Genomic DNA, 20512 nt, shown 5'->3' with positions numbered 1-20512 from the left:
CGTCAAAGGTCTGTAAGGGCCGGAACGTCCTTCGTCACAAGGGCTCGTCCGGACTGGCGATCTCCGCTACGTTGCCTCGGGTGTCCAACACTCAGTACGACGAATTCCCTGGCCACCAAGGTCCTCGGCGCGCGAAACGACGTGGTGTCGCCGGACCTGTGCTCGCGGCTCTCGTCGTCCTCGGGCTGGTCGCGGGTGGCGGGTGGTACTTCACCCGGGACGGCAAGGACGCCGCGCCCACCAGCCAGGACGAGCCGCTGACCGCCGTCACCTCCGGCACCCCGCCCGCCGGCGACGCGACGCCCACGCCGACTCCGAGCGCGACCCCGACGCCGACACCGACGGCCACGCCGAGCAAGACGCCGTCGAAGACGCCGAGCGCGACGCCCACGCCGACCCGGTCGACCACGGCGCCGAGCCGCGGCACCACGCGGACGCCGAAGCCGTCGCCCAAGCCGACGAAGTCGTCGCCGAAGCCGAGCCACTCCAGTACGCCGAAGCCGACCACGACCAAGCCGGCTCCGGTCGGCGGCACGATGGAGAACCAGGTCCTGCAGCTCACGAACAACGAGCGCCAGAAGGCCGGCTGCGGGCCGCTGCGGACGAACAGCGCGCTGGCCCGGGCGGCCGAGGACCACGCCGCCGACATGGTCGACAACCACTACTTCGACCACAACAGCCAGGACGGCCGCAGCCCGTTCGACCGGATGAAGACCGCCGGGTTCAAGGGCGGTTCGATGGCCGAGAACATCGCCGTCGGCTACAGCTCCGCGGCGGCCGTGGTGAAGGGCTGGATGAACAGCGAGGGCCACCGCAAGAACATGCTCAACTGCAGCTACTCGATGATCGGGATCGGCTACGACAACGGCCAGGTCAAGCCCGACTGGGGCAACGGGAGCTGGGTGCAGGACTTCGGCGGCTGAGGGCGAATCTTCGGGGTGCGTTAAGACCGATCGAACGCTTGTAACAGTGGCCTTGCTGATCGGTTAAGGTCTCTGTTCGGTAACCAGGGGGGCCTGGAGCTACGCGCGGGGATCGACGAACGACTCGGTACGAACGAACGAAGAGGATTTCGCCCACCCATGACGGACTCGCCAACCCCTGGGCGACACCGGAGCAGAAGAGCAGCGCGCAAACGCAGCCGAGGCCTGATCGGCCCGGTCGTGAGTGCCCTGTCGGTGTTGCTGGCCATCGGACCCGTGGTCTACCTGATGTCGCACCGCGACGGCTCGGACGTCGCCGACGGGCAGACCAAGGTCCTCAACGTCTCCGAGGACAACGCCGGCCCCGCGGCCGTCGACGACAGTTCCGCACCGGGCAAGCCCGGCAAGCCGCTGGTCACCGTCACCAAGACCCTGCCGAACGGCGTCACCACCACGATCGCCCCGACCGGTACGCCGGCGCTGGGATCGGCCGAGTCGACCACCACGTCGACGGCCACCACCGCGCCGAGCACCGTGGTCACCTCCGCGCCGGGCGGCGTCGTCACGGTGACGGTCAAGCCGAGCGGCCGGCCGACGATCGCCGGCGACAGCGCGAAGCCGAAGCCGAAGCCGTCGACCACGAAGTCGACCACCAAGACCCCACGGCCGCCGACGACGACCCAGACGACGCCGGACGACCCGCCGCCGCCCCCGTCGGGTGGTGGCGGCACCAGCGCGATCGAGCGCGACGTACTGGACCTGACCAATGCCGCCCGCCGCAACCAGGGCTGCCGCCCGCTCCAGCTGGACGACAGCCTGGTCGAGGCAGCCGGCCGGCACGCGTCGGACATGGTCCGCCGGCACTACATGGACCACACCAACCCTGACGGCCAGGACCCGGGCGACCGGATCTCGGCGGCCGGATTCCGCGGCAACGGCTGGGGCGAGAACATCGCCGCCGGCTACAGCACCGCGCAGCGCGTGTTCAACGCCTGGATGAACAGCGACGGGCACCGGGCCAACATCCTGAACTGCAAGTTCAACCGGATCGGCATCGGGTACGACGAGGGCCAGGTCAAGTCGGAGTGGGGCCCGGGCAGCTGGGTCCAGGACTTCGGCAAGGTCAGCAGCTGATCGCCGGCTCCTGTCGAGCGCGACACGCGCTGGGTTTTTGTCAGGACAATGTTTTGTCGCCGGACCACTGCCCGGCCGGTGCGGTTTGTCGAACCGCGACAGCCGGCGGCGGCTTGGTCGGCGCACGCAACGGGTAGATCCGTCCTTGCACTTCGCTCGGCGCCCCTCACTGGCGCCCGGCAACCTCACCGCGAGACGCATGAGGCACGTCTTGGGGGCGACCGTGAAAGGAACACGCAGGTCATGTCAGAGCCCGGAGCCACCGCTCGGCGCCGGCGCAGCCGAAGGGCCGCTCCGCAACCGTCGCGGGTCCGCCGTCCGCTGATCGCCATCGCATCCGTCATCCTGGTGATCACCCCGATCTCCTGGATCCTGCTGCACCAGCCGCAGAGCGACCAGGCCGACGCGTCCGTCCCGTACGTCACTCGCGACGACGACACGTACATCACCGCGTCGACCGATCCGGTGGTCGACACGACGGACGCGCCGCCGACCGCCGTACCGTCGACTCCGCCGACGCCGGGGAAGACCCCGTCGACGCCTGGTGTGACGCCGCCGCTCACGCCAGGTCAGACGCCTGGTACGCCGGGCACGGCGGACCCGACGACCACCCCGACCGACGGACCGACCGGCGAGCCGACCGACCCGCCGACCTCGGGGACGACGACGGCGCCGCCTCCGAGCAGCGAGACCCAGAACCCGCGCCCGACCAAGACCCCGACCCGGACGCCGACGGACGACCCGACCCCGTCGACCCCGCCGCCGAACAACGACGACGGCAACATGAGCGGCGCCGAGGTCGAGCTCTTCAGCCTGGTCGACAACGCCCGCCAGGACCGCGGCTGCGCACCACTGCAGCGCAACAGCAGCCTGTCGAACGGCGCCGGCAGCGACGCCGACACCCGGGCGAGGAACGGCCAGGTCTCGGACGGCGGTAACAGCTACGCCGCGACCGGTGGCGATGGCATGAGCGCCAAGTCGGCGTTCGACAAGCTGAAGTCCGAGCGTGGCGGCACGATCTTCAACTGCGGCCTGGACGAGCTCGGGGTCGGCCGCGGGGACTCGACCCGCGAGGAGGGCGGCGCCCTGTGCGATCTTCTCGACGTTGGGTGTACCGAGAGGACCCGTGTCGCCTGGGTCGTCGACTTCGACTAGGTGAGATCATGGGGAAAGGTGCTTGAGCCGCTCCCCCGTGCGGGGATAGCTTGAGCCTCCACCGATCCGTGGGAGGCCGGATGTCCGGGGAGCGCGACGATCTCGATCCGGCCCGGCCTGCGCTGTTCGGGATCCCACCCGACGCGCTGGCCGACGAACGCCCCGACAACCGCCCCGGCGAAGCCAAACGCATGGGCCTCAGCCGCCACACCGAGGAAGGCGCCGTCCTGGCGTTCGCCTCCTCCCTGGACCGAGCCAAACCAGGCCACCGCATGGTGGCCTGGCTCCTGCTCGTCATGTTCAGCGCCCCCGCGCTGTACACCTTGATCACCCTCCTCTAGCCGAGCGAAGCGAAGGCTCGGGGCGACGTGCTTCCCCCCGCCCTCACTCCCTGACCCGGTCGCCCTACTGCTGGCTGAGTTGTTTCTGGAGGTTCTCGTCGAGGGCTTCCAGGAACTGTTCGGTGGTGAGCCATTCCTGGTCGGGGGCGATCAGGCGGGCGAGGTCCTTGGTCATCTGGCCCTGTTCGACGGTTCGGACGCAGACCTGCTCGAGGGTCTCGGCGAAGCCGATCACCTCCGGCGTACCGTCGAGCTTGCCGCGGTGCTTGAGGCCGCCGGTCCAGGCGAAGATCGACGCGATCGGGTTCGTCGACGTCGGTTCGCCGCGCTGGTGCCGGCGGTAGTGGCGGGTGACCGTGCCGTGCGCCGCCTCGGCCTCGACGGTCTGCCCGTCGGGCGTCATCAGCACCGACGTCATCAGCCCGAGTGACCCGAACCCCTGCGCGACCGTGTCCGACTGCACGTCCCCGTCGTAGTTCTTGCAGGCCCAGACGTACCCGCCGTCCCACTTCAGCGCCGACGCGACCATGTCGTCGATCAGGCGGTGCTCGTACGACAGCCCACGCCGTACGAACTCAGCCTCGAACTCGGCCTCGTAGATTGCCTGGAAGACGTCCTTGAACAGCCCGTCGTACGCCTTGAGCACCGTGTTCTTGGTCGACAGGTAGACCGGGTAGTCCCGCCGCAGCCCGTACGCGAACGACGCGCGGGCGAAGTCCTCGATCGACTTGGTGAAGTTGTACATCCCCAGCGCGACCCCGCCGTCCGGCCCGTACGTCGCGACGACGTGCTGGATCGGCTCCGACCCGTCCTCCGGCGTGAACGTGATGGTCAGCTCGCCGGCGCCGGGGACCGTGAAGTTGGTCGCCTTGTACTGGTCGCCGTGCGCGTGCCGCCCGATCACGATCGGCTTGGTCCAGCCGGGCACCAGCCGCGGCACGTTCCGGATGATGATCGGCTCCCGGAACACGACGCCGCCGAGGATGTTGCGAATCGTCGCGTTCGGCGAGGCCCACATCTCCCGCAGCCCGAACTCCTCCACCCGCGCCGCGTCCGCCGTGATCGTCGCGCACTTCACCCCCGCGCCGTACCGCTTGATCGCCTCCGCCGCCTCCACCGTCACCTGGTCGCCGGTCGCGTCCCGGTGCTCGATCCCGAGGTCGTAGTACTCCAGCTCGAGATCCAGCGACGGCCGAATCAACCGCTCCTTCACGAACCGCCAGATGATCCGCGTCATCTCGTCCCCGTCGAGCTCCACCACCGGCCGCTCCACCTTGATCCGCCGCACGCGATCCTCCACTATCTTGACATCAAGACATCTCTCTTGACATCAAGATAACCCGCTGCGGGCCGCATGTCACGCCGGGCCCTGGAGTAACCCCTCGCGCCGGAGAGAATGCGCGCATGACACGTTCGGTGGAAGAGTCCTGGGGCCTGATCACCAGCTGGCTGGAGCAGAACCTGCCCGCCGCGCATCAAGCCCTCGAGCCACCCGCGTCCCCAGCCGCCATCGATGCGATCAGCAAGGAGGTCGGCCGCCCGCTCCCGGCCGACCTGCTCGCATGGCTCGACCTGACCAACGGCATCCGCGGGCCGGCGACCTTCGGCAACCTGCTGCCGCCGTTCTACACCCCGCTGATCTGCGAGGGCATGCTCACTCGCCATCGGATGATGCACAGCGTGTACGCGGACCTGCCGCACGAGGACGCAGACAGTCCGGCAGGGTCGTACTCGTTCGTCTGGCTGGACACGTTCCTGCCGCTGGCCGCATCGGGGACCGACGTCGACCTCTTCGTGGACCTGAGGGACGGCGAGCTGCACGGCTGCGTCGATGAACTCGACGCGACCGAGGGCAGCACCGGGCCTGTCTGGCCGAGTACGGCGGCCATGCTGTCCCAGGTCGCCGACGCGTTCGTGCTCGGTCAGCCCGTCCAGTGGGCCTACGGTTCAGGCGACTCGACCGAGTACCGGCCGCAGCTCGAGGACGGCCGTCTCAGCTGGGACTAGCCGATCGAGTGGTCTTTCCAGAATTGGGTGAGGTCTTTCGACGTTGCGGCTTGGGCGGCGGATTTGAAGGCTTGGGGAGTGGCTACGCCGTACCAGTGGGCCGCCGTGTAGGACTTGAGCATCTTGGCCATCGCCGCACCGCCAAGGGTTCGTTCGAGGTCGTGGAGCATGCAGGCGCCGTACGAGTAGACGTACGCCGACCAGCCCGGTGTCTTCGACCAGTAGCCCATGTCGTTCGTGATCAGGTGGTCGAGCGGGCCGGGCCAGCAGTCGGGCTGGTTGTCGCCGGTGTGGATGTACGACGCGTAGACGGCGAACGACTCGTCCAGCCACGGGTCGGCGTACTCGTTGTTGCCGACGATGCCGTAGAACCACTGGTGGGCGAGTTCGTGGACGACCGGGCCTTCCTCGTTCGGCGGGGCGATCAGCAGGACGAAGCCGGGGTACTCCATGCCGTAGAACGATTCCCAGTTGTCGTTCAGCACCAGGTCGACCTCGCCATACGGGTACTTGCCGAAGCGGCGGCCGAAGTCGTCGAGGGCGGCGGCCGCGCGGGTCTGCGCGTCCTTGATCGCGGCGGGCGGCACCACCTGAGTCCACGACGTGCGGATGGTGACACCGCCCGGCGACTTCGTGACGGCCTGCTGGAGCGGTCCGACGGCCCAGGCGAAATCCCTGACCTGCTTGGCTTTCGAGATGGTCGTCGTACGACGGGAGGTCGTGACCGTGCCGGTCGCCGGAACCAGCAGCCCGCCCGGGTGGTCGAGCCGGACGGTGAAGTCGGCGGCGAGCGTGTAGTAGCTCTCGCCGATGCCGACGTCAGGCTCGAGGTGCCAGCCGGCCTGGTCGCGAACCGCCAGCACCGGAAGGGCGTTGCCGAAGAAGCTGTACGCCCCCGAGCGCCCGAACTGCTCGGCCCGCGCCGGCGCCGTCATCGTGACGTCGAAGGCGACGCTCGAGCGTTGCCCCGGCCGCAGCGGCTTCTTCAGGCTGACCTTCACGGCGGTGCAGTTCACCGTCAGCGCCGCCGCGGTCCCACCGTCGAAACGGCTGACCCTGACCGGCGACGACTTGCAGCCGTCCCACGCGTTGCCCCAGAGCCGCAGATACACCTCACGCAACGGCGTGTCGCCGGTGTTGGTGAAGGAGATCTTCTCCCGCCCGGTCCAGGTCACACCGGTCGCGTCAGCGGCCAGCCGGACGTCGTACGCCGCCTGCCCGGGCGTCCGCGCGGCGGCCAGCACCTGCTCGTTGCCTTCAGCAACCGAAGCGACCGACGCACCCGCAGAGGGCGCAGCACCCGAAGCCACCGCGCCCGGAGCCGTCAGCCCCGTGGCCAGACCGGCGAGCACCACACCCAGCACCACAACTCGTCGCACGATGACTCCCCAGGGTCAGCAGGTGCGACGAGACTACCGAGTCGACGGCGCAGGATCAGGACCCTCGGGCAGCCATTCACCCACAGTGAAAGAGTCCCCGACCGCGACCACCCCGGGCGTCAGCACCGCGGCCTTCATCCCGAAGCTCACCCCGCCCCCGTACGACGGCTCGCGCCGGTACTTGGCCAGCGTCCGCGTCGGCTCCGGGCCGCTCTTCTGCCCGGTCGACTGGTCCACCGTCGGCACCGCGCAGCGGATCGCCCGCGCCGCGTACCCGAGCTCCAGCGAACCAGCAACAGCCCGCAGCACCCGGTCCTCGGTGTGCGGCGTGGTCCAGCCGGAGACCACGAGGTTCGGCCGGAAGCGGTTCATCGGGATCGCCTCGCCGCCGGACTCGACGATCCGCGCGTTCAGCTCGTCGAGCGACGCCAGCGACGTGATCAGCAGCGCATGCGCGTCGCCGAATCCGGTCTGCCCGGCATGAACGCCCCATCCCGGCCGCTCGTGCTCCGGCGTCACGCGGACCAGCGACGCCGGTCGCCCGAGCCGCTCGGTGAACCACGCGTCGGCCGCCGGGTCCTGCACCACGCCGGCGCCGAACCACTTGGCGAACAGGCTCACGTCGCGCCGCTTCCCGTCGTACGCGACCTCGATCTCCAGCGCATCCGAAGAGCCGTCCGACAGCCGCAGCCCGTCGCCGTCGAGCACCTCGACCCGCAGCGGCGCCATCGCGGGCAGGCTGCGCTGGCTGTAGAAGGCGCCGTCGGGGCCGACCAGCATGAAGCTGCGATCGTGCTTCAGCCCGGTGACGCCGATCTCGGCGCGGTCGGCGGAGACGCCGGCCAGGCCCTTCACGGGGTAGTAGGTCAGCGCGGAAACTCGGACGTCGGCCACCGGCCCACAGTAATCTCCGCCGGGGCCGCCGGACGGCAAAGCTGACGCCGAATTGTTCAGTTAGCCGAAGGTGCCCGAGGGCGCCGCGGGCGAGACGAAGGTTTCGCCGTCGGTCAGCGGGTCGGCCTTGCCGGCCAGCTCGGGCAGCGGCATCACCTCGTACGGCGGTTGCGCGCGCCGCCCGGCCGCGGTCAGGTCCGGCACGGGCTGCCGCGATGCGACCAGCACGACGTTGCCGAAGGACTTGCCGCGCAGGACCTTCCGCTCGGCCAGTACGACGCCGTCGCCGAAGGTTTCGCGGGCCGTCGCTGCCACTCGCCGGACGAAGGCCAGGCCGGCCGATCCGTCGATCAGGTTCTGGACCAGTACGCCGCCCGGCCGCAGGACTCGCGCGCACTCGGCGGCGAACTCGCGGGTGACCAGGTTCTCCGGGACGGCTTCGCGGACGAACGCGTCGACGATCAGCAGGTCGACGGAGTCCTCGTACACACCGCTGATCCCCGCCCGGCCGGTCTCCGGGCGGACCTTGATCCCGGACCGCTTCGGCAGCGGCAGCGCCTCACGGACGAACTCGGTCAGGTCCTCGTCCGGTTCGAGCACGATCTGCCGCGAGCGCGGGCGCGTCACGGCGACGTACCGGGCCAGCGACAGCCCGGCCCCGCCGACGTGCAGGACGGAGATCGGCTGCTTCCGCGCGGCGACGGCGTCCACCACGTCGCCGATCCGGCGCATGTACTCGAAGCTGAGGTGCGTGGGGTCGGCCAGATCCACCTGGGACTGCAGCGAGCCGTCTACCCGCACGACGAACGTCCCGTCAGCGGCCGGCTCGACGGTCGCTGTGCCCGACCCGACTGTGCGCTCCATCCCAGCATCCTTTCACTCTGGAACGGAGCGCACGCCGGGACTACTCGGACGTCGCGGCGACCGCGATGTCCGCGTTGTCGGAGAAGAGGCCGTCGATGCCGGCCTTGCGGTACGCCGCGATCTCGGCGAACAGGTTGCCGGAGTCGCTGGCGACCGTGGAGCTGCGCAGGTTCGGCGGGAGGAACGAGTTCTCCACGCGGAACGTGTACGGGTGGACGACCAGGCCGGCCTTGTGCGCGTCGCGGACCAGCGGCGTGGGCGTGCCGAGCTTGCCGGTGGCGTCGACGGGGATGACCTGGTCCTTCGACGGACCGACGCCGTCGGCGTACCTGGCGACGTCACGCAGACCCCGCGCCGACACGACGTCGGCGTACGTGCGCTTGTCCCCCGCGACGACGAAGTCGTACGGCGCACCGACCGAGCTCGTCAGCTGGACGAGCGGAACGCGCAGCTGCTTGTCGAGGGCCTTCAGGTTCGCGACCTCGAAGGACTGCACGTAGACCTTCGCGTCGGAGCGGTTCAGCCCGTTGCGGTTCAGGACCTTGACCAGCTCGGGCTCGAGCGCGAGGCCCTGCAGCTGGAAGTACGTCGGGTGCTTGGTCTCCGGGTAGATCCCGATCGGCCGGTCCAGCTCGCGCGACAGCCGCTTGGTCAGGTCGATGACCTCCTGCAGCGTCGGGATCTGGTACCGCCCGTTGAACACGGTGTTGTGCTGCCGGATCGCCGGGATCCGCTCGGTCGCGCGGAGCGTCTTCAGCTCCTTCAGCGTGAAGTCCTCGGTGAACCACCCGGTCAGCGCGACACCGTCCAGGATCTTGGTCTTCTTCCGCCCGGCGAACTCCGGGTGCGCCGCGACGTCCGTCGTCCCACCGATCTCCGGCTCGTGCCGGGTGACCAGCACGTGGTCCTTGGTGGTGACCAGGTCCGGCTCGACGAAGTCGGCGCCCATCCGCGCCGCCAGCTCGTACGACGCCAGCGTGTGCTCCGGGCGGTAGCCGGACGCGCCGCGGTGGCCGACCACCACGAACCGGTCGCGCCGCTGCGCGGACGAGGCGTCGTGCTGGGTCGCGGCCGAGACGTCCTGCTGTCCCACCGGCGCCGAGCCGCCGGACACCTGCGGGACGACCAGCGCCGCGCCGACGGTCAGCGCCGAGGCGCCGATCGCGACGAACTGCCGGGAAAGCTTCATCCGAGTTCTCCTTACACGTCAGGGGACTGTGACGCCCTCGGGCCACCCTCGGGCTACCTGGAGACCTCCGGGCAGCCCTCCATGGTCCACCTGGCGTCCACCGGGTGAACGCTACCGCCGTACGCCGTACCGGAGGTGGCAGGAATCACCGGCCCCACCGTCGCCAGCGGGCGTGCGGGTTGCTAGCGTCCGAACTACAGCCAGTCGAGTTCCCAAGGAGCGTGTCGTGAGCACTACCCCCGTGAAGGTGGCCGTCACCGGCGCCGCCGGTCAGATCGGTTACAGCCTGCTGTTCCGGATCGCGAGCGGTGCACTGCTGGGCCCGGACACCCCGGTCGAGCTGCGGCTGCTGGAGATCACCCCGGCGCTGAAGACGCTGGAGGGGGTCGTGATGGAGCTCGACGACAGCGCGTTCCCGACGCTGGCCGGCGTCGAGATCGGCGACGACCCGAACGTCATCTTCGACGGCGCGAACGTCGCCCTGCTGGTCGGCGCCCGGCCGCGGACCAAGGGGATGGAGCGCGGCGACCTGCTCGAGGCCAACGGTGCGATCTTCACCGGCCAGGGCAAGGCGCTGAACGACCACGCCGCCGACGACATCCGGATCACCGTCACCGGCAACCCGGCCAACACCAACGCGCTGATCGCCAAGAGCAACGCGCCGGACATCCCGGCCGAGCGCTTCTCCGCGCTGACCCGTCTGGACCACAACCGCGCGCTGGCGCAGCTGGCCCGCAAGACCGGTACGCACGTGACGGACCTGAAGAAGCTGACGATCTGGGGCAACCACAGCGCGACCCAGTACCCGGACATCTTCCACGCCGAGGTCGGCGGCAAGAACGCGGCCGAGGTCGTCAACGACCAGACCTGGCTGGAGAACGACTTCATCCCGACCGTGCAGAAGCGCGGCGCGGCGATCATCGAGGCCCGCGGCGCCTCCTCGGCGGCGTCGGCCGCGGCCGCGACGATCGACCACACCCGGGACTGGCTGCGCGGTTCGGCCGACGGCGACTGGCTGTCGATGGCGGTCGTGTCGGACGGCTCGTACGGCGTACCGGAGGGCCTGATCTCGTCGTTCCCGGTGACCACCAAGGACGGCAACTGGGAGATCGTCCAGGACCTGGAGGTCAACGACTTCTCCCGCGGCCGGATCGACGCGAGCACGACCGAGCTCGGCGAGGAGCGCGACGCGGTCAAGGCGCTCGGCCTGATCGGCTGACCCAGAACGCTTGCAGGCGAAGGCCCCCGGGATCCCCGGGGGCCTTCGCTCGTTCTAGCGCAACCGGTACGCGTTGAGCACGGTCTGCGTCGCCGTGTTGCCGTCGCGGTCGACGACCACCGACTTCAGCGAGACGAGCTGACCGGTGGGCGTCTTGAAGACCGCCTTGTACTTGCCCTTCCCCGCCGGCAGCACACTCGCCCGCTGCCAGGTCTTCCCGCCGTCACCCGACACCTGGACGACGACCGACTTGGCCGGCGTCACCTTCGCGCCGGGCGCACTCGTGACGGCCAGGTCCAGCACGCTGACCGGCTGCCGTTTGACGGCGTTCCGCTCGTCGACCCGCGGCGTGAAGCGCACGGCCTTCAGCGGCAGCAGCTCCTTGGTCTCACCGGTGTCCTGCGAGCTGAACGTCCAGACGCCTTCCATCCGGTTCGCCAGCTGCAGCATCGGCCGGTTCTGCACGATCTCCAGCCGGTACGACGCCTTGCCGGCCGGCACGTCCTCCAGGTAGAGCTGCCCCGGGATCGGCGACTCGTCGTACAGCTTGCCGTCGCGGAACAGCTTGGTGCTGCTCGCCACGACCTCGTCCGACATCCCGTCGTGGCCGTCCCCGTCGCCGTTCGGGAACAGGAACAGGTCCATCACGTTGCCCTCGCGGTAGACCCCGCCGCCGGCGACGTCCATCGTCGCGGCCGCGGCGCCCCAGCGTTCGCCGTACGAAGCACCGGGGCGGAAGGACGCGTCGGTGGACGAGTACGCCAGCGGGAAGGTGTAGTACTCGCCGTCCTCGACGAACGTGTTGACCTGAGCCGCCCAGGTGACGCCCTTGGCCTCGAGCAGGTGGGTGACCCGGCTCGGCACGCTGTACGGGATCGGCCAGCCGGAGGCGCTCATCTGCAGGCCCGGCAGGGCTCCGAACCGCTCGTCGAAGACCTGCTGACCGGCGTGGTCCGCGGTGTAGAGCGTCGACAGCTCGGCCAGCTCGTGGTCCCGCACGGTCCGTTGGTAGCCGGTGAAGTAGCTCCCGGTCCGGCCTTGCAGCAGGTCGTACGTGTACGGCGTGTTGCGGAAGTCGCCGTTCTTGCCGGGCACACCCCAGCGGGACGCGACGAACGACCTCATCTGGTCGGCGGGAACCGCCGGGCCCATCGACCCGACGAACATCTGGTCGAGCCCTTGCGCGTAGGTGGAGTTGCTCTGCACGAATCCGCCGATCGGGCGTTCGTAGCCGATCTCGGCCCGCGCCAGCCGCGCGTCGGACCTCGGCAGCGTCATCCGGACCGGCCCGGCCTTGCGCGCGTCGACCGCGACGGTCGTCGCCCGGTCGACCACGAGCTTCGGCCAGACCAGCTGGTAGATGCGCTCCTTGGCGTCGAGCAGGTTGCCGTCGACGAAGTACTCGCCCTTCGGCAGCCGCAGCTTCGCGGTGCCCTGGGCGTCGGTCCGGACCGCGACGAACTGCTCACCGTCCAGGCCGAGCAGGGTCGTGTAGTTGACGGCGGTGCCCTTGCCGTCCGGGCCGAGGTGCTTGACGGTGACGTCGTAGCTCTCGATCTCCTTCTCGACGGCGAGCGGGACGCCCAGGCTGGTGCTCCCACCGGTGGCGACCAGGCGGCCGGCGTACTGGCCGTCCGCGCCTTGGTGCCGGGTGTCGGAGGTGACCGTGACGGACGCCGTGCCGCCCGCGGGCACGGTGACGCTCTGCGCCGCGAGCTTGAACGCGGTCGCCGGGGCCGGCTTGCCGTCCGGGCCGGTCGCGGTGAGCTGCAGCTTCAGCGTGACGGCAGCCGTGCCAAGGTTGCGGAAGGCAACCTGCTTGGCGACCGGCTTGTCGTCGGCGTGCGGCCACAGCGCTTTGCCGAACGAGAGGCTGCCCGGCGTTGCCGTCAGCAACTGGGTGATCGCCTGGCCTGCGTCGACGCGGCCGGCGCCCTGCTGGTAGACGGTCTGGCCGGCGATGACCTTGGCCGATCCCATCACGACGGGCTTGAGCTCGTTCGCCTTCCAGGCCGGGTGCTGCTGCGCGAGCAGCGCGGCGGTTCCCGCGACGTGCGGCGTCGCCATCGACGTACCGGACAGCATCAGGTACTGCGTACCGACCGGGTCGCCGATGTCGGCGTCCTTGGCCCGCGCGGCGACGATGTCCACGCCCGGGCCGGTGACGTCGGGCTTGATCGCGCCGTCGCCGACCCGCGGACCGCGGCTGGAGAACTCCGCCAGCTGGTCGGACTTGTCGACCGCGCCGACGGTCAGCGCCGCGTCCGCGCTGCCGGGTGACGAGACGGTCCCGTCACCCGGCCCTTCGTTGCCTGCCGCAACGACGAACAGCGTGCCGGTACGCGCGGTGAGCTGGTTGATCGCGGCCTCGATCGGGTCGACCTCCGGGGTGTCCGGGCCGCCGATGCTGAAGTTGACGACCTTCGCCTTCTGCTCGACCGCGGCCCACTGCAGCCCGGCGAGCATCGCCGAGTCCGAGCAACTGCCGCCGTTGTCGCAGACCTTGCCGTCGAGCAGCGTCGCGTCCGGCGCGACCCCTTTGTACTTGCCGCCCGACGCCGCACCCGAGCCGGCCACCGTCGACGCGACGTGCGTGCCGTGGCCGAACTGGTCGCCCGAGGGGTCGGTGGTGAAGTTCTTCGTGGCGCCGATCCGGCCCTTGAAGTCGGGGTGCTTCGGGTCGATGCCGGTGTCCAGGATCGCGACCTTGACGCCCTTGCCGGTGAACCCGGCCTGCCAGGCCTTCGGCGCGCCGATCTGCGGGACGGACTTGTCCAGCAGGACCTTGCGCTTGGCGTCCAGCCAGACGTGATCGATCGCGGCGGCGTCGCGGGTCTGTCCGGTGACCTGGCGGAGGAACTGCCCGGTCGTCGACTTGTCGACCGTGACGGCGGTCGCGCCGATCGCGGGGAGGTCCTTGGTTTTCGTTGCTCCTGGCAATGGCTTTGCCGCTGAACGACCCTGGGTGGAGACGATCAGCGGGATCGTCGTCGACCGCTGGTCGTCGTACCCCATCTCCAGCAGGCCGGACACGTCGAACAACCGCCGGTCGAGCTTGCCCGACGTCACCGCCGAGCTGACGTCGAGCGGAAGCACCGACAGCCGGCCGCGCGACCGCTGCAGCTTGAAGACCACCTTGTCCCGGCCGGGACCGGGGTCGACCGTCACGTTCTTGCCGTTCACGACGACTCGGTCGCCGGTGACCAGTGTGACGACTTGCGTTGACCGACTCGTGGCCGACGGCAACGCTCCTGCGTCAGGCTGCTGCTGCGCGTGTGCTCCGGGCCCTTCCACCACACCGATCGCCAGCGCTCCGGCCAGTACGCCGGTTGCCGCCGTCAACCATCTCTTCCTGCGCTCCATCTCCCGCTCTCCCCTCCGTCACCGGACGGTGACGACACGGGTACGACGCGTGTGCGGAGAGAAAAGATGCCGCGGATTCTGGAGCGTGCCCGTTCGGTCAGCCGTTCGGGACGATCAGGCCGAGCACGAGGATCGCGGCACCGGCACCGAGCAGCAGCGCTGCGTCGAACATGCGACCACGAACGTGCAGCAGACCGGCCTGGTCGTCGTTGAGCACGAGACGGAGCAGCCCCGCGAGCAGGACACTGCCGGAGAAGGTGAGGATGCCGTTCCGCCAGTTGTAGAACGTGAGGATGACCAGCCCGGTCAGCCCTGCCAGCACACAGATCGCCAACGGCCACTCACTCCGCCGCTGCTGCTCGGTCGCGGCGGCCATCAGCCGACCGTTCCGGGGCGGGAGGCGGCTGCGTCCGGCGTGGGGGTGGTCATGCGGCGGAGCCGGTGGCTGCTTCGGCGGCTTCGATGACGTTGGTGAGGAGCATGGCGCGGGTCATCGGGCCGATGCCGCCGGGCATGGGGGCGATCCAGGCAGCGGCCTCGCGGGCGGCCGGGGCGATGTCGCCGACGATCTTGCCCTCGGCGCTGCGGCTGGTGCCGACGTCGAGCAGGACCGCGCCCGGCTTCACCATGTCGGCGGTGATCAGCCCGGCCGATCCGGCGGCGGCGATCACGATGTCGCCGGTGCGGACCACGGAGGCGAGGTCCTTGGTGCCGGTGTGGCACTGGGTGACGGTCGCGTTCTCGGACTTGCGGGTGAACAGCAGGCCCATCGGCCGCCCGGCGGTGACGCCGCGGCCGACCACGACCACGTGGGCGCCGGCGATCGGTACGTCGTACCGGCGGAGGATCTCGACGCAGCCTTTCGGCGTACAGGGCAGCGGGCCTTCCTGGCCGAGGACCAGCTTGCCGAGGCTGACCGGGTGCAGGCCGTCGGCGTCCTTGAGCGGGTCGATCAGGCCGAGGATCTCGTTGGTGTCGACGTGCTTGGGCAGCGGCAGCTGGACGATGAAGCCGGTGCAGGCCGGGTTCTCGTTCAGCTCACGGACCTTCGCGGCGATCTCGTCCTGCGTGGTGTCGGCCGGCAGCTCGACCTCGATCGAGGAGATCCCCACCGCCGCACAGTCCCGGTGCTTGCCCGCGACGTACGCCCGGCTCCCCGGATCGTCCCCGACCAGAATCGTCCCGAGCCCCGGCACGATCCCCTGCTCCGCGAGCTTGGTCACCCGCACCTTGAGCTCGTCCTTGATCGCCGCCGCCGTCGCCTTGCCATCCAAAACCTGAGCCGTCACAGCACAGGAGTCTGCCACGCCTCCCACCGACCCCGTGACCTACCCAGCACCACACGCCAGCAACTACTTGAGAGGAGCGGCAAGCCCACATCCGCCCTTCCGATTCACGTCCACCACCGCCGCCCACGGCTCCCGACCACGAGCACCACCGCCGAACCACATCTGCCACAGCAAGTACCGACCCCCGACCCCCGCACAGCTGCTCTCGGACCAACCTGCCGAGAGGCTCACGAATCCCCACCCCAGCGCACATCCGCGAGCTTGCCTCGCCCCCAGCCCACCTCCTCCCGCGCCCAACCAACAACCCAAACCACCCCCAGCCCCATCCCGAGCACCGTGACCCGCACCACAACTCCTGACCGATCGGTTGAAAACTGGCCGATCGGTCAGCCATGCTGGTTGACATGGCAGAGAACACCCCCGCCCGCGAGCGCACCCGGCGGGAGATCGAGCAGCAGGCGGTCGCCCTGTTCGCGAGCAAGGGGTACAGCGCGACCTCGCTGCAGGACATCGCGACCGCGGCCGGCTGTTCGAAGGCGACCGTGCTCTACCACTTCAACGGCAAGGCCGCCGTCCTGGCCGCCGCGCTCGAGCCGTCCAAGCAGGCGCTCAAGGAAGTCATCGCCGAGGCCGAGCGGCTGCCCGCCGAGGAGGCGCAGGAGCTCGCGATCGTGCGGTTCAGCGAGCTGGCGGTCGGCGCGCGCGGGCTGATCGCCGTACTGTCCGACATCCTGCCGACGATCGACGAGATGCCCGAGTTCGCCGAGCTGATCGGCGAGGGCATCCGGCTGACCGAGATCATGGCCGGCCAGAGCCACGACCAGCTCGAGCTGGACGTCGCCAAGTTCGCCATCAACGGCCTGCTCGGCGAGTGCCGGCACCCGGGCGAACGCTCCGACGCCGAACTGCTGGAGCTCTGTAACACGGCACTCCGCCGCCTGCTCAGACCACCGGGCCGGCCCGCGTGAACCCCTCGCCGGCACCTCGCCACTCCTTGCCAACGCCCCCGCCTCATTCCCTTGCCCCTCACCACCCCCGACTCGATCACTTGCCAGCTCCCCGGCCGCCCCGCCTGAATCCCTTGCCCGCCCGGCCCACCCGAAACGGATGTAGCGACTGATGGCCAATCTCCTGTACCGGCTCGGCCGGTTCTCCTACCAACGCCGGCGGCTCGTCGCCGCGATCTGGACCTTCGTGCTGGTCCTGCTCGGGGTCGGCGCGCTGACCCTGGGCGGCCAGACCGCGAACACGTTCTCGATCCCGGGCACCGAGTCGCAGCGAGCGCTCGACGCGCTGGCCAAGGACATGCCGGCCGCCAGCGGCGCGTCGGCGAGCGTGGTCGTCAAGGCCCCGGCCGGCAAGACGCTGATGGACCCGCAGGTCAAGGCCGCGGTCGGTGTCACCGTCGCCAAGGTGGCCAAGGTCCCCGAGGTCGCCGGCGCCGTCGACCCGTACACCGCCAAGGCGATCAGCCAGGACGGTTCGACCGGACTCATCCAGGTCTCGTTCACCAAGTCCGCCGACCAGCTCTCCGAGGAGAGCACCAAGGCGTACGACGGACTGAACGCGCTCAGCTCCGGCGACCTCCAGGTCGTCCCGGGCGGCGCCGTGGTCGGTGGGCCGCCGGAGATCGGCAGCACCGAGATCATCGGCGTCGCGATCGCGGCCGTCATCCTGGTGATCACCTTCGGCTCACTCGTGGCCGCGGGCATGACGTTGCTGACGGCACTCATCGGCGTACTGGCCGGCATGGCCGGGCTGTTCCTGGTCACCGCGTTCACCGAGGTCTCGTCGACCGCGCCGATCCTCGCGCTGATGCTCGGCCTGGCCGTCGGCATCGACTACGCGTTGTTCATCAGCTCGCGGCACCGCTCGCAACTCGCCGAGGGCATGGATCCGGAGGAGTCGGTCGCGCGGGCGACGGCGACCGCCGGCTCCGCCGTCCTGTTCGCCGGTGCGACGGTCGTGATCGCGCTGGCCGGGCTGAGCCTGGTCGGCGTACCGTTCCTGACCGCGATGGGTCTGGCCGCGGCCGCGACCGTGCTGACCGCCGTACTGGTAGCCCTGACGCTGCTTCCGGCCATGCTCGGCTTCGTCGGCAACCGGGTGCTGCCGCGCAAGCTCCGGAACCACGGCGCCCACGCGGCCGAGCCGGTCGCCGCCAAGGAGGGCTTCGGCTTCCGCTGGGCCCGGCTGGTGACCCGCTTCCGCGTCCCGATCGTTGCCCTGGGCATCCTCGGGCTCGGCGCGCTGGCGCTGCCGGTGCAGGACATGCGGCTGGCGATGCCGGACGGAGCGACCGCGTCGGAGAGCTCGAACCAGCGGATCGCGTACGACCTGTCCGCGGCCGCCTTCGGTCCGGGCTCGAACGGCCCGCTCGTGGTCGTCGTCAAGACGCCGAACGCCCAGCAGTCCGAGGCGCTGGTCGGTCAGGTGCTCGGCGCGACGAAGGGCCTGAAGGACATCGTCGCGGCGCAGCCCGGCCCGGCGAGCGAGGACGGCGCGACCCGGCTGATCAGCGTGATCCCGGCCAGCGGGCCGGCGAGCGAGCAGACCGCCGACCTGGTCGGTGACCTGCGGGACACGCTCAAGCCGCTGTCGGCCAACGGCGCCGACATCTCGATCACCGGCAACACGGCGATCGGTGTCGACGTCTCGCAGAAGCTGACCGACGCGCTCCCGACGTACCTGCTGGTCGTGATCGGGTTGTCGTTCCTGCTGCTCCTGCTGGCGTTCCGGTCGATCCTCGTCCCGCTGAAGGCGACGCTGGGCTTCCTGCTGACGATCGGCGCGACGTTCGGCATCACCGTCGGCGTCTTCCAGCTCGGCTGGGGCGCGGCGCTGTTCGGGGTGGACTCGCCCGGCCCGCTGGTCAGCTTCCTGCCGATCATCATGATGGGCATCCTGTTCGGCCTGGCGATGGACTACGAGGTGTTCATCGTGTCCCGGGTCCGCGAGGAGTTCGTGCACGGCAAGCACGCCACCGAGGCGACCGTCGCCGGCGTCGGGCACGGCGCCCGGGTGGTGACCGCGGCCGCGCTGATCATGGCGGCGGTGTTCGCGGGCTTCATCCTGGTGCACGACCCGATCATCAAGACGATCGGCTTCGGGCTGACCGTCGGCGTCCTGATCGACGCGTTCGTGGTCCGGATGACGATCGTCCCGGCGGTGCTGTCGCTGCTCGGCGACCGCGCCTGGTGGTTCCCGAAGTGGCTCGACCGGATCACCCCGAAGGTCGACATCGAGGGCGAGTCCCTGCGCGTGGACGAGGCCGGGAAGCCGGCCGAGAAGGATCTCGTCGGCGCCTGAGGCAGGGCCGGGCGTACGGCGTGCGCGAGCGAAGGGCCGGGCGGCTGCCCGGCCCTTCGCCGTGTCCGGAATGTCCGCGCTCTTGCTGAGGTTGCGGTGGTTAGTTTATTCTTTAACTACCTGCTCAGCGAGGAGACCTTCATGCCTGCCGTGACCGTCAGCGACATCACCGTGCTGCCCCGCGTCCACCAGCCCGACCCGGCCGTGTCCCGTGAGCGCGCGGTCCGCTCGGTGACGTCGGCCCCGAGCGGGTACGAGGGCGAGGGCTTCCCCGTCCGCCGGGCCTTCGCGGGCGTGGACCTGCGGGACCTCGACCCGTTCATCCACATGGACCAGATGGGCGAGGTCGAGTACGCGCCGGGCGAGCCGAAGGGCACGCCGTGGCACCCGCACCGCGGCTTCGAGACCGTCACCTACATGCTCGACGGGATCATGGAGCACCAGGACTCCCAGGGCAACGGTGGTGTGATCACCAACGGCGACACCCAGTGGATGACGGCCGGTTCGGGCTTGCTGCACATCGAGACCCCGCCTGAGCACCTCGTCGTGAGCGGCGGACTGTTCCACGGGATCCAGCTGTGGGTGAACCTGCCGAAGGCGCAGAAGTGGGCGGCGCCGCGGTACCAGGACATTCGCGGTGGCGACTCGGCGCTGCTGTCGACGCCGGACGGTGGTGCGCTGATCCGGGTCATCGCCGGTTCGGTCGGCGGGTACGACGGGCCGGGGTCGACGCACACGCCGATCACGCTGGTGCACGCCTCGGTGAGCCCGGGGGCGGAGATGGTGCTGCCTTGGCAGGCGGACTACAACGCGCTCGTGTACGTCTTGGCCGGTCAGGGCACGGTGGGTGCTGAGCGGCGGCCGTTCCGCAAGGGGCAGCTCGCTGTCTTCGGTCCTGGCGACACGATCCGGACGGCGGCGTCGCCGTCGCAGCCGGTGGCGGAGCCGAACCTCGACGTCCTGGTGCTCGGCGGCCGGCCGATTCGCGAGCCCGTCGCGATGGCCGGGCCGTTCGTGATGAACACGCGCGACGAGGTCGTCCAGGCCTTCGAGGACTTCCAGGCGGGGAGGCTCGGCACGATCCCCGCCGTACACGGTGCTCCGACCGACCTGCGCGAGTCGAACTAGCCTTCGGGGTAGAAGACGAAGATCGTGCAGCCCTCGGTGGTTTGAGGGATGTGGCGGCTGCCGGCCGGGCAGTGGATGAAGCTCCCGGCCGGGTAGTCGCGCAGGCCGTCGTTGAAGACACCGTCGACGACGTACACCTCTTCGGGACCCGGCTCGTGCACGTCGACGCCTTGCCAGGTTGAGCCCGGATCCATTTCCAGGACGTGGGCCGAGGCGCCGGCGGGGCTTTTCCACAGCGAGCGCAGCCGGATTCCGGGGAAGATCTCTCGGGTCGGTCGGTCGTCCGCTGGGGTGGTCCACTCGAAGTCCATGACTGCC

General features: G+C 69.9%; 18 protein-coding genes. 9 read left to right on the top strand and 9 right to left on the bottom strand.

Annotated features, from left to right (window positions below; translation table 11 throughout):
• Nucleotides 1–80 precede the first annotated feature (80 nt).
• The 4 genes from HDA39_RS43975 (at nucleotide 81) to HDA39_RS37310 (ending at nucleotide 3553) form a co-directional block, all read left to right on the top strand.
• Nucleotides 81–923 (top strand): CAP domain-containing protein, encoded by an 843-nt coding sequence (locus HDA39_RS43975; protein ID WP_184803409.1) that lies wholly within the window; start codon nucleotides 81–83, stop codon nucleotides 921–923.
• 159 nt (nucleotides 924–1082) lie between these two features.
• Nucleotides 1083–2057, top strand: a complete 975-nt coding sequence (locus tag HDA39_RS37320) for a CAP domain-containing protein (protein WP_184803407.1) — start codon at nucleotides 1083–1085, stop codon at nucleotides 2055–2057.
• A gap of 243 nt (nucleotides 2058–2300) precedes the next feature.
• Complete coding sequence (locus HDA39_RS37315; protein ID WP_184803405.1) at nucleotides 2301–3212, top strand: CAP domain-containing protein; 912 nt, start codon at nucleotides 2301–2303, stop codon at nucleotides 3210–3212.
• Nucleotides 3213–3292: 80 nt separating this feature from the next.
• Nucleotides 3293–3553: a hypothetical protein gene (locus HDA39_RS37310; RefSeq protein ID WP_184803403.1), complete on the top strand. Its 261-nt coding sequence runs from the start codon at nucleotides 3293–3295 to the stop codon at nucleotides 3551–3553.
• A 64-nt stretch (nucleotides 3554–3617) separates the two neighbouring features.
• Here the strand turns inward: HDA39_RS37310 and HDA39_RS37305 are convergent, their stop codons facing one another.
• Complete coding sequence (locus tag HDA39_RS37305) at nucleotides 3618–4841, bottom strand: NADP-dependent isocitrate dehydrogenase (protein ID WP_184803401.1); 1224 nt, start codon at nucleotides 4839–4841, stop codon at nucleotides 3618–3620.
• Nucleotides 4842–4957: 116 nt separating this feature from the next.
• Here HDA39_RS37305 and HDA39_RS37300 point away from each other — a divergent pair, with 116 nt between their 5' ends.
• Entirely contained in the window at nucleotides 4958–5560 is a 603-nt protein-coding gene (locus HDA39_RS37300) for an SMI1/KNR4 family protein (RefSeq protein WP_184803399.1), read from the top strand.
• On the opposite strand, the gene HDA39_RS43970 is transcribed toward HDA39_RS37300, so the two are convergent.
• Genes HDA39_RS43970 through HDA39_RS37280 form a run of 4 tightly spaced genes read right to left on the bottom strand, consistent with a single transcriptional unit; the run spans nucleotide 5557 to nucleotide 9886 of the window.
• On the bottom strand, nucleotides 5557–6939 hold the full coding sequence (locus tag HDA39_RS43970) for a M1 family aminopeptidase (protein ID WP_202893236.1): 1383 nt from the start codon (nucleotides 6937–6939) through the stop codon (nucleotides 5557–5559). The genes HDA39_RS37300 and HDA39_RS43970 overlap by 4 nt on opposite strands.
• A 33-nt stretch (nucleotides 6940–6972) precedes the next feature.
• Nucleotides 6973–7833, bottom strand: a complete 861-nt coding sequence (locus HDA39_RS37290; RefSeq protein ID WP_184803397.1) for an MOSC N-terminal beta barrel domain-containing protein — start codon at nucleotides 7831–7833, stop codon at nucleotides 6973–6975.
• A gap of 60 nt (nucleotides 7834–7893) precedes the next feature.
• Nucleotides 7894–8697, bottom strand: coding sequence for a spermidine synthase (locus HDA39_RS37285; RefSeq protein ID WP_184803395.1), 804 nt, complete (start codon nucleotides 8695–8697; stop codon nucleotides 7894–7896).
• A gap of 40 nt (nucleotides 8698–8737) precedes the next feature.
• Entirely contained in the window at nucleotides 8738–9886 is a 1149-nt protein-coding gene (locus HDA39_RS37280) for a glycerophosphodiester phosphodiesterase (RefSeq protein ID WP_184803393.1), read from the bottom strand.
• A 226-nt stretch (nucleotides 9887–10112) separates the two neighbouring features.
• On the opposite strand from HDA39_RS37280, the gene HDA39_RS37275 reads away from it, so the two are divergent.
• Entirely contained in the window at nucleotides 10113–11105 is a 993-nt protein-coding gene (locus HDA39_RS37275) for a malate dehydrogenase (protein ID WP_184803391.1), read from the top strand.
• A gap of 54 nt (nucleotides 11106–11159) precedes the next feature.
• Here the strand turns inward: HDA39_RS37275 and HDA39_RS37270 are convergent, their stop codons facing one another.
• The 3 genes from HDA39_RS37270 to HDA39_RS37260 all read right to left on the bottom strand — a co-directional run bounded on the left by HDA39_RS37270 (nucleotide 11160) and on the right by HDA39_RS37260 (nucleotide 15757).
• On the bottom strand, nucleotides 11160–14468 hold the full coding sequence (locus tag HDA39_RS37270; RefSeq protein ID WP_184803389.1) for a S8 family peptidase: 3309 nt from the start codon (nucleotides 14466–14468) through the stop codon (nucleotides 11160–11162).
• 97 nt (nucleotides 14469–14565) lie between these two features.
• Nucleotides 14566–14844, bottom strand: coding sequence for a DUF3017 domain-containing protein (locus HDA39_RS37265; RefSeq protein ID WP_184803386.1), 279 nt, complete (start codon nucleotides 14842–14844; stop codon nucleotides 14566–14568).
• 49 nt (nucleotides 14845–14893) lie between these two features.
• Nucleotides 14894–15757: a bifunctional methylenetetrahydrofolate dehydrogenase/methenyltetrahydrofolate cyclohydrolase gene (locus HDA39_RS37260; protein WP_184803384.1), complete on the bottom strand. Its 864-nt coding sequence runs from the start codon at nucleotides 15755–15757 to the stop codon at nucleotides 14894–14896.
• A gap of 404 nt (nucleotides 15758–16161) precedes the next feature.
• On the opposite strand from HDA39_RS37260, the gene HDA39_RS37255 reads away from it, so the two are divergent.
• The 3 genes from HDA39_RS37255 to HDA39_RS37245 all read left to right on the top strand — a co-directional run bounded on the left by HDA39_RS37255 (nucleotide 16162) and on the right by HDA39_RS37245 (nucleotide 20194).
• Nucleotides 16162–16725: a TetR/AcrR family transcriptional regulator gene (locus tag HDA39_RS37255; protein WP_184803382.1), complete on the top strand. Its 564-nt coding sequence runs from the start codon at nucleotides 16162–16164 to the stop codon at nucleotides 16723–16725.
• 151 nt (nucleotides 16726–16876) lie between these two features.
• Nucleotides 16877–19066: an MMPL family transporter gene (locus HDA39_RS37250; RefSeq protein ID WP_184803380.1), complete on the top strand. Its 2190-nt coding sequence runs from the start codon at nucleotides 16877–16879 to the stop codon at nucleotides 19064–19066.
• A 141-nt stretch (nucleotides 19067–19207) separates the two neighbouring features.
• Nucleotides 19208–20194: a pirin family protein gene (locus tag HDA39_RS37245; RefSeq protein ID WP_184803378.1), complete on the top strand. Its 987-nt coding sequence runs from the start codon at nucleotides 19208–19210 to the stop codon at nucleotides 20192–20194.
• Here the strand turns inward: HDA39_RS37245 and HDA39_RS37240 are convergent.
• Nucleotides 20191–20505 (bottom strand): cupin domain-containing protein, encoded by a 315-nt coding sequence (locus HDA39_RS37240; protein ID WP_184803376.1) that lies wholly within the window; start codon nucleotides 20503–20505, stop codon nucleotides 20191–20193. The genes HDA39_RS37245 and HDA39_RS37240 overlap by 4 nt on opposite strands.
• Nucleotides 20506–20512 lie beyond the last annotated feature (7 nt).

This window comes from Kribbella italica (assembly GCF_014205135.1).
GTDB classification, from domain to species: domain Bacteria; phylum Actinomycetota; class Actinomycetes; order Propionibacteriales; family Kribbellaceae; genus Kribbella; species Kribbella italica.
The sequence above is the reverse complement of the archived record's forward strand: the minus strand, read 5'-3'. Positions and strand labels throughout refer to the sequence as shown.

Coding starts and splice junctions, on each gene's coding strand:
- HDA39_RS37320 (WP_184803407.1), top strand. CDS start 1,083: ATGACGGACTCGCCAACCCCTGGGCGACACCGGAGCAGAAGAGCAGCG.
- HDA39_RS37315 (WP_184803405.1), top strand. CDS start 2,301: ATGTCAGAGCCCGGAGCCACCGCTCGGCGCCGGCGCAGCCGAAGGGCC.
- HDA39_RS37310 (WP_184803403.1), top strand. CDS start 3,293: ATGTCCGGGGAGCGCGACGATCTCGATCCGGCCCGGCCTGCGCTGTTC.
- HDA39_RS37300 (WP_184803399.1), top strand. CDS start 4,958: ATGACACGTTCGGTGGAAGAGTCCTGGGGCCTGATCACCAGCTGGCTG.
- HDA39_RS37285 (WP_184803395.1), bottom strand. CDS start 8,697: ATGGAGCGCACAGTCGGGTCGGGCACAGCGACCGTCGAGCCGGCCGCT.
- HDA39_RS37280 (WP_184803393.1), bottom strand. CDS start 9,886: ATGAAGCTTTCCCGGCAGTTCGTCGCGATCGGCGCCTCGGCGCTGACC.
- HDA39_RS37270 (WP_184803389.1), bottom strand. CDS start 14,468: ATGGAGCGCAGGAAGAGATGGTTGACGGCGGCAACCGGCGTACTGGCC.
- HDA39_RS37265 (WP_184803386.1), bottom strand. CDS start 14,844: ATGGCCGCCGCGACCGAGCAGCAGCGGCGGAGTGAGTGGCCGTTGGCG.
- HDA39_RS37255 (WP_184803382.1), top strand. CDS start 16,162: ATGGCAGAGAACACCCCCGCCCGCGAGCGCACCCGGCGGGAGATCGAG.
- HDA39_RS37250 (WP_184803380.1), top strand. CDS start 16,877: ATGGCCAATCTCCTGTACCGGCTCGGCCGGTTCTCCTACCAACGCCGG.
- HDA39_RS37245 (WP_184803378.1), top strand. CDS start 19,208: ATGCCTGCCGTGACCGTCAGCGACATCACCGTGCTGCCCCGCGTCCAC.
- HDA39_RS37240 (WP_184803376.1), bottom strand. CDS start 20,505: ATGGACTTCGAGTGGACCACCCCAGCGGACGACCGACCGACCCGAGAG.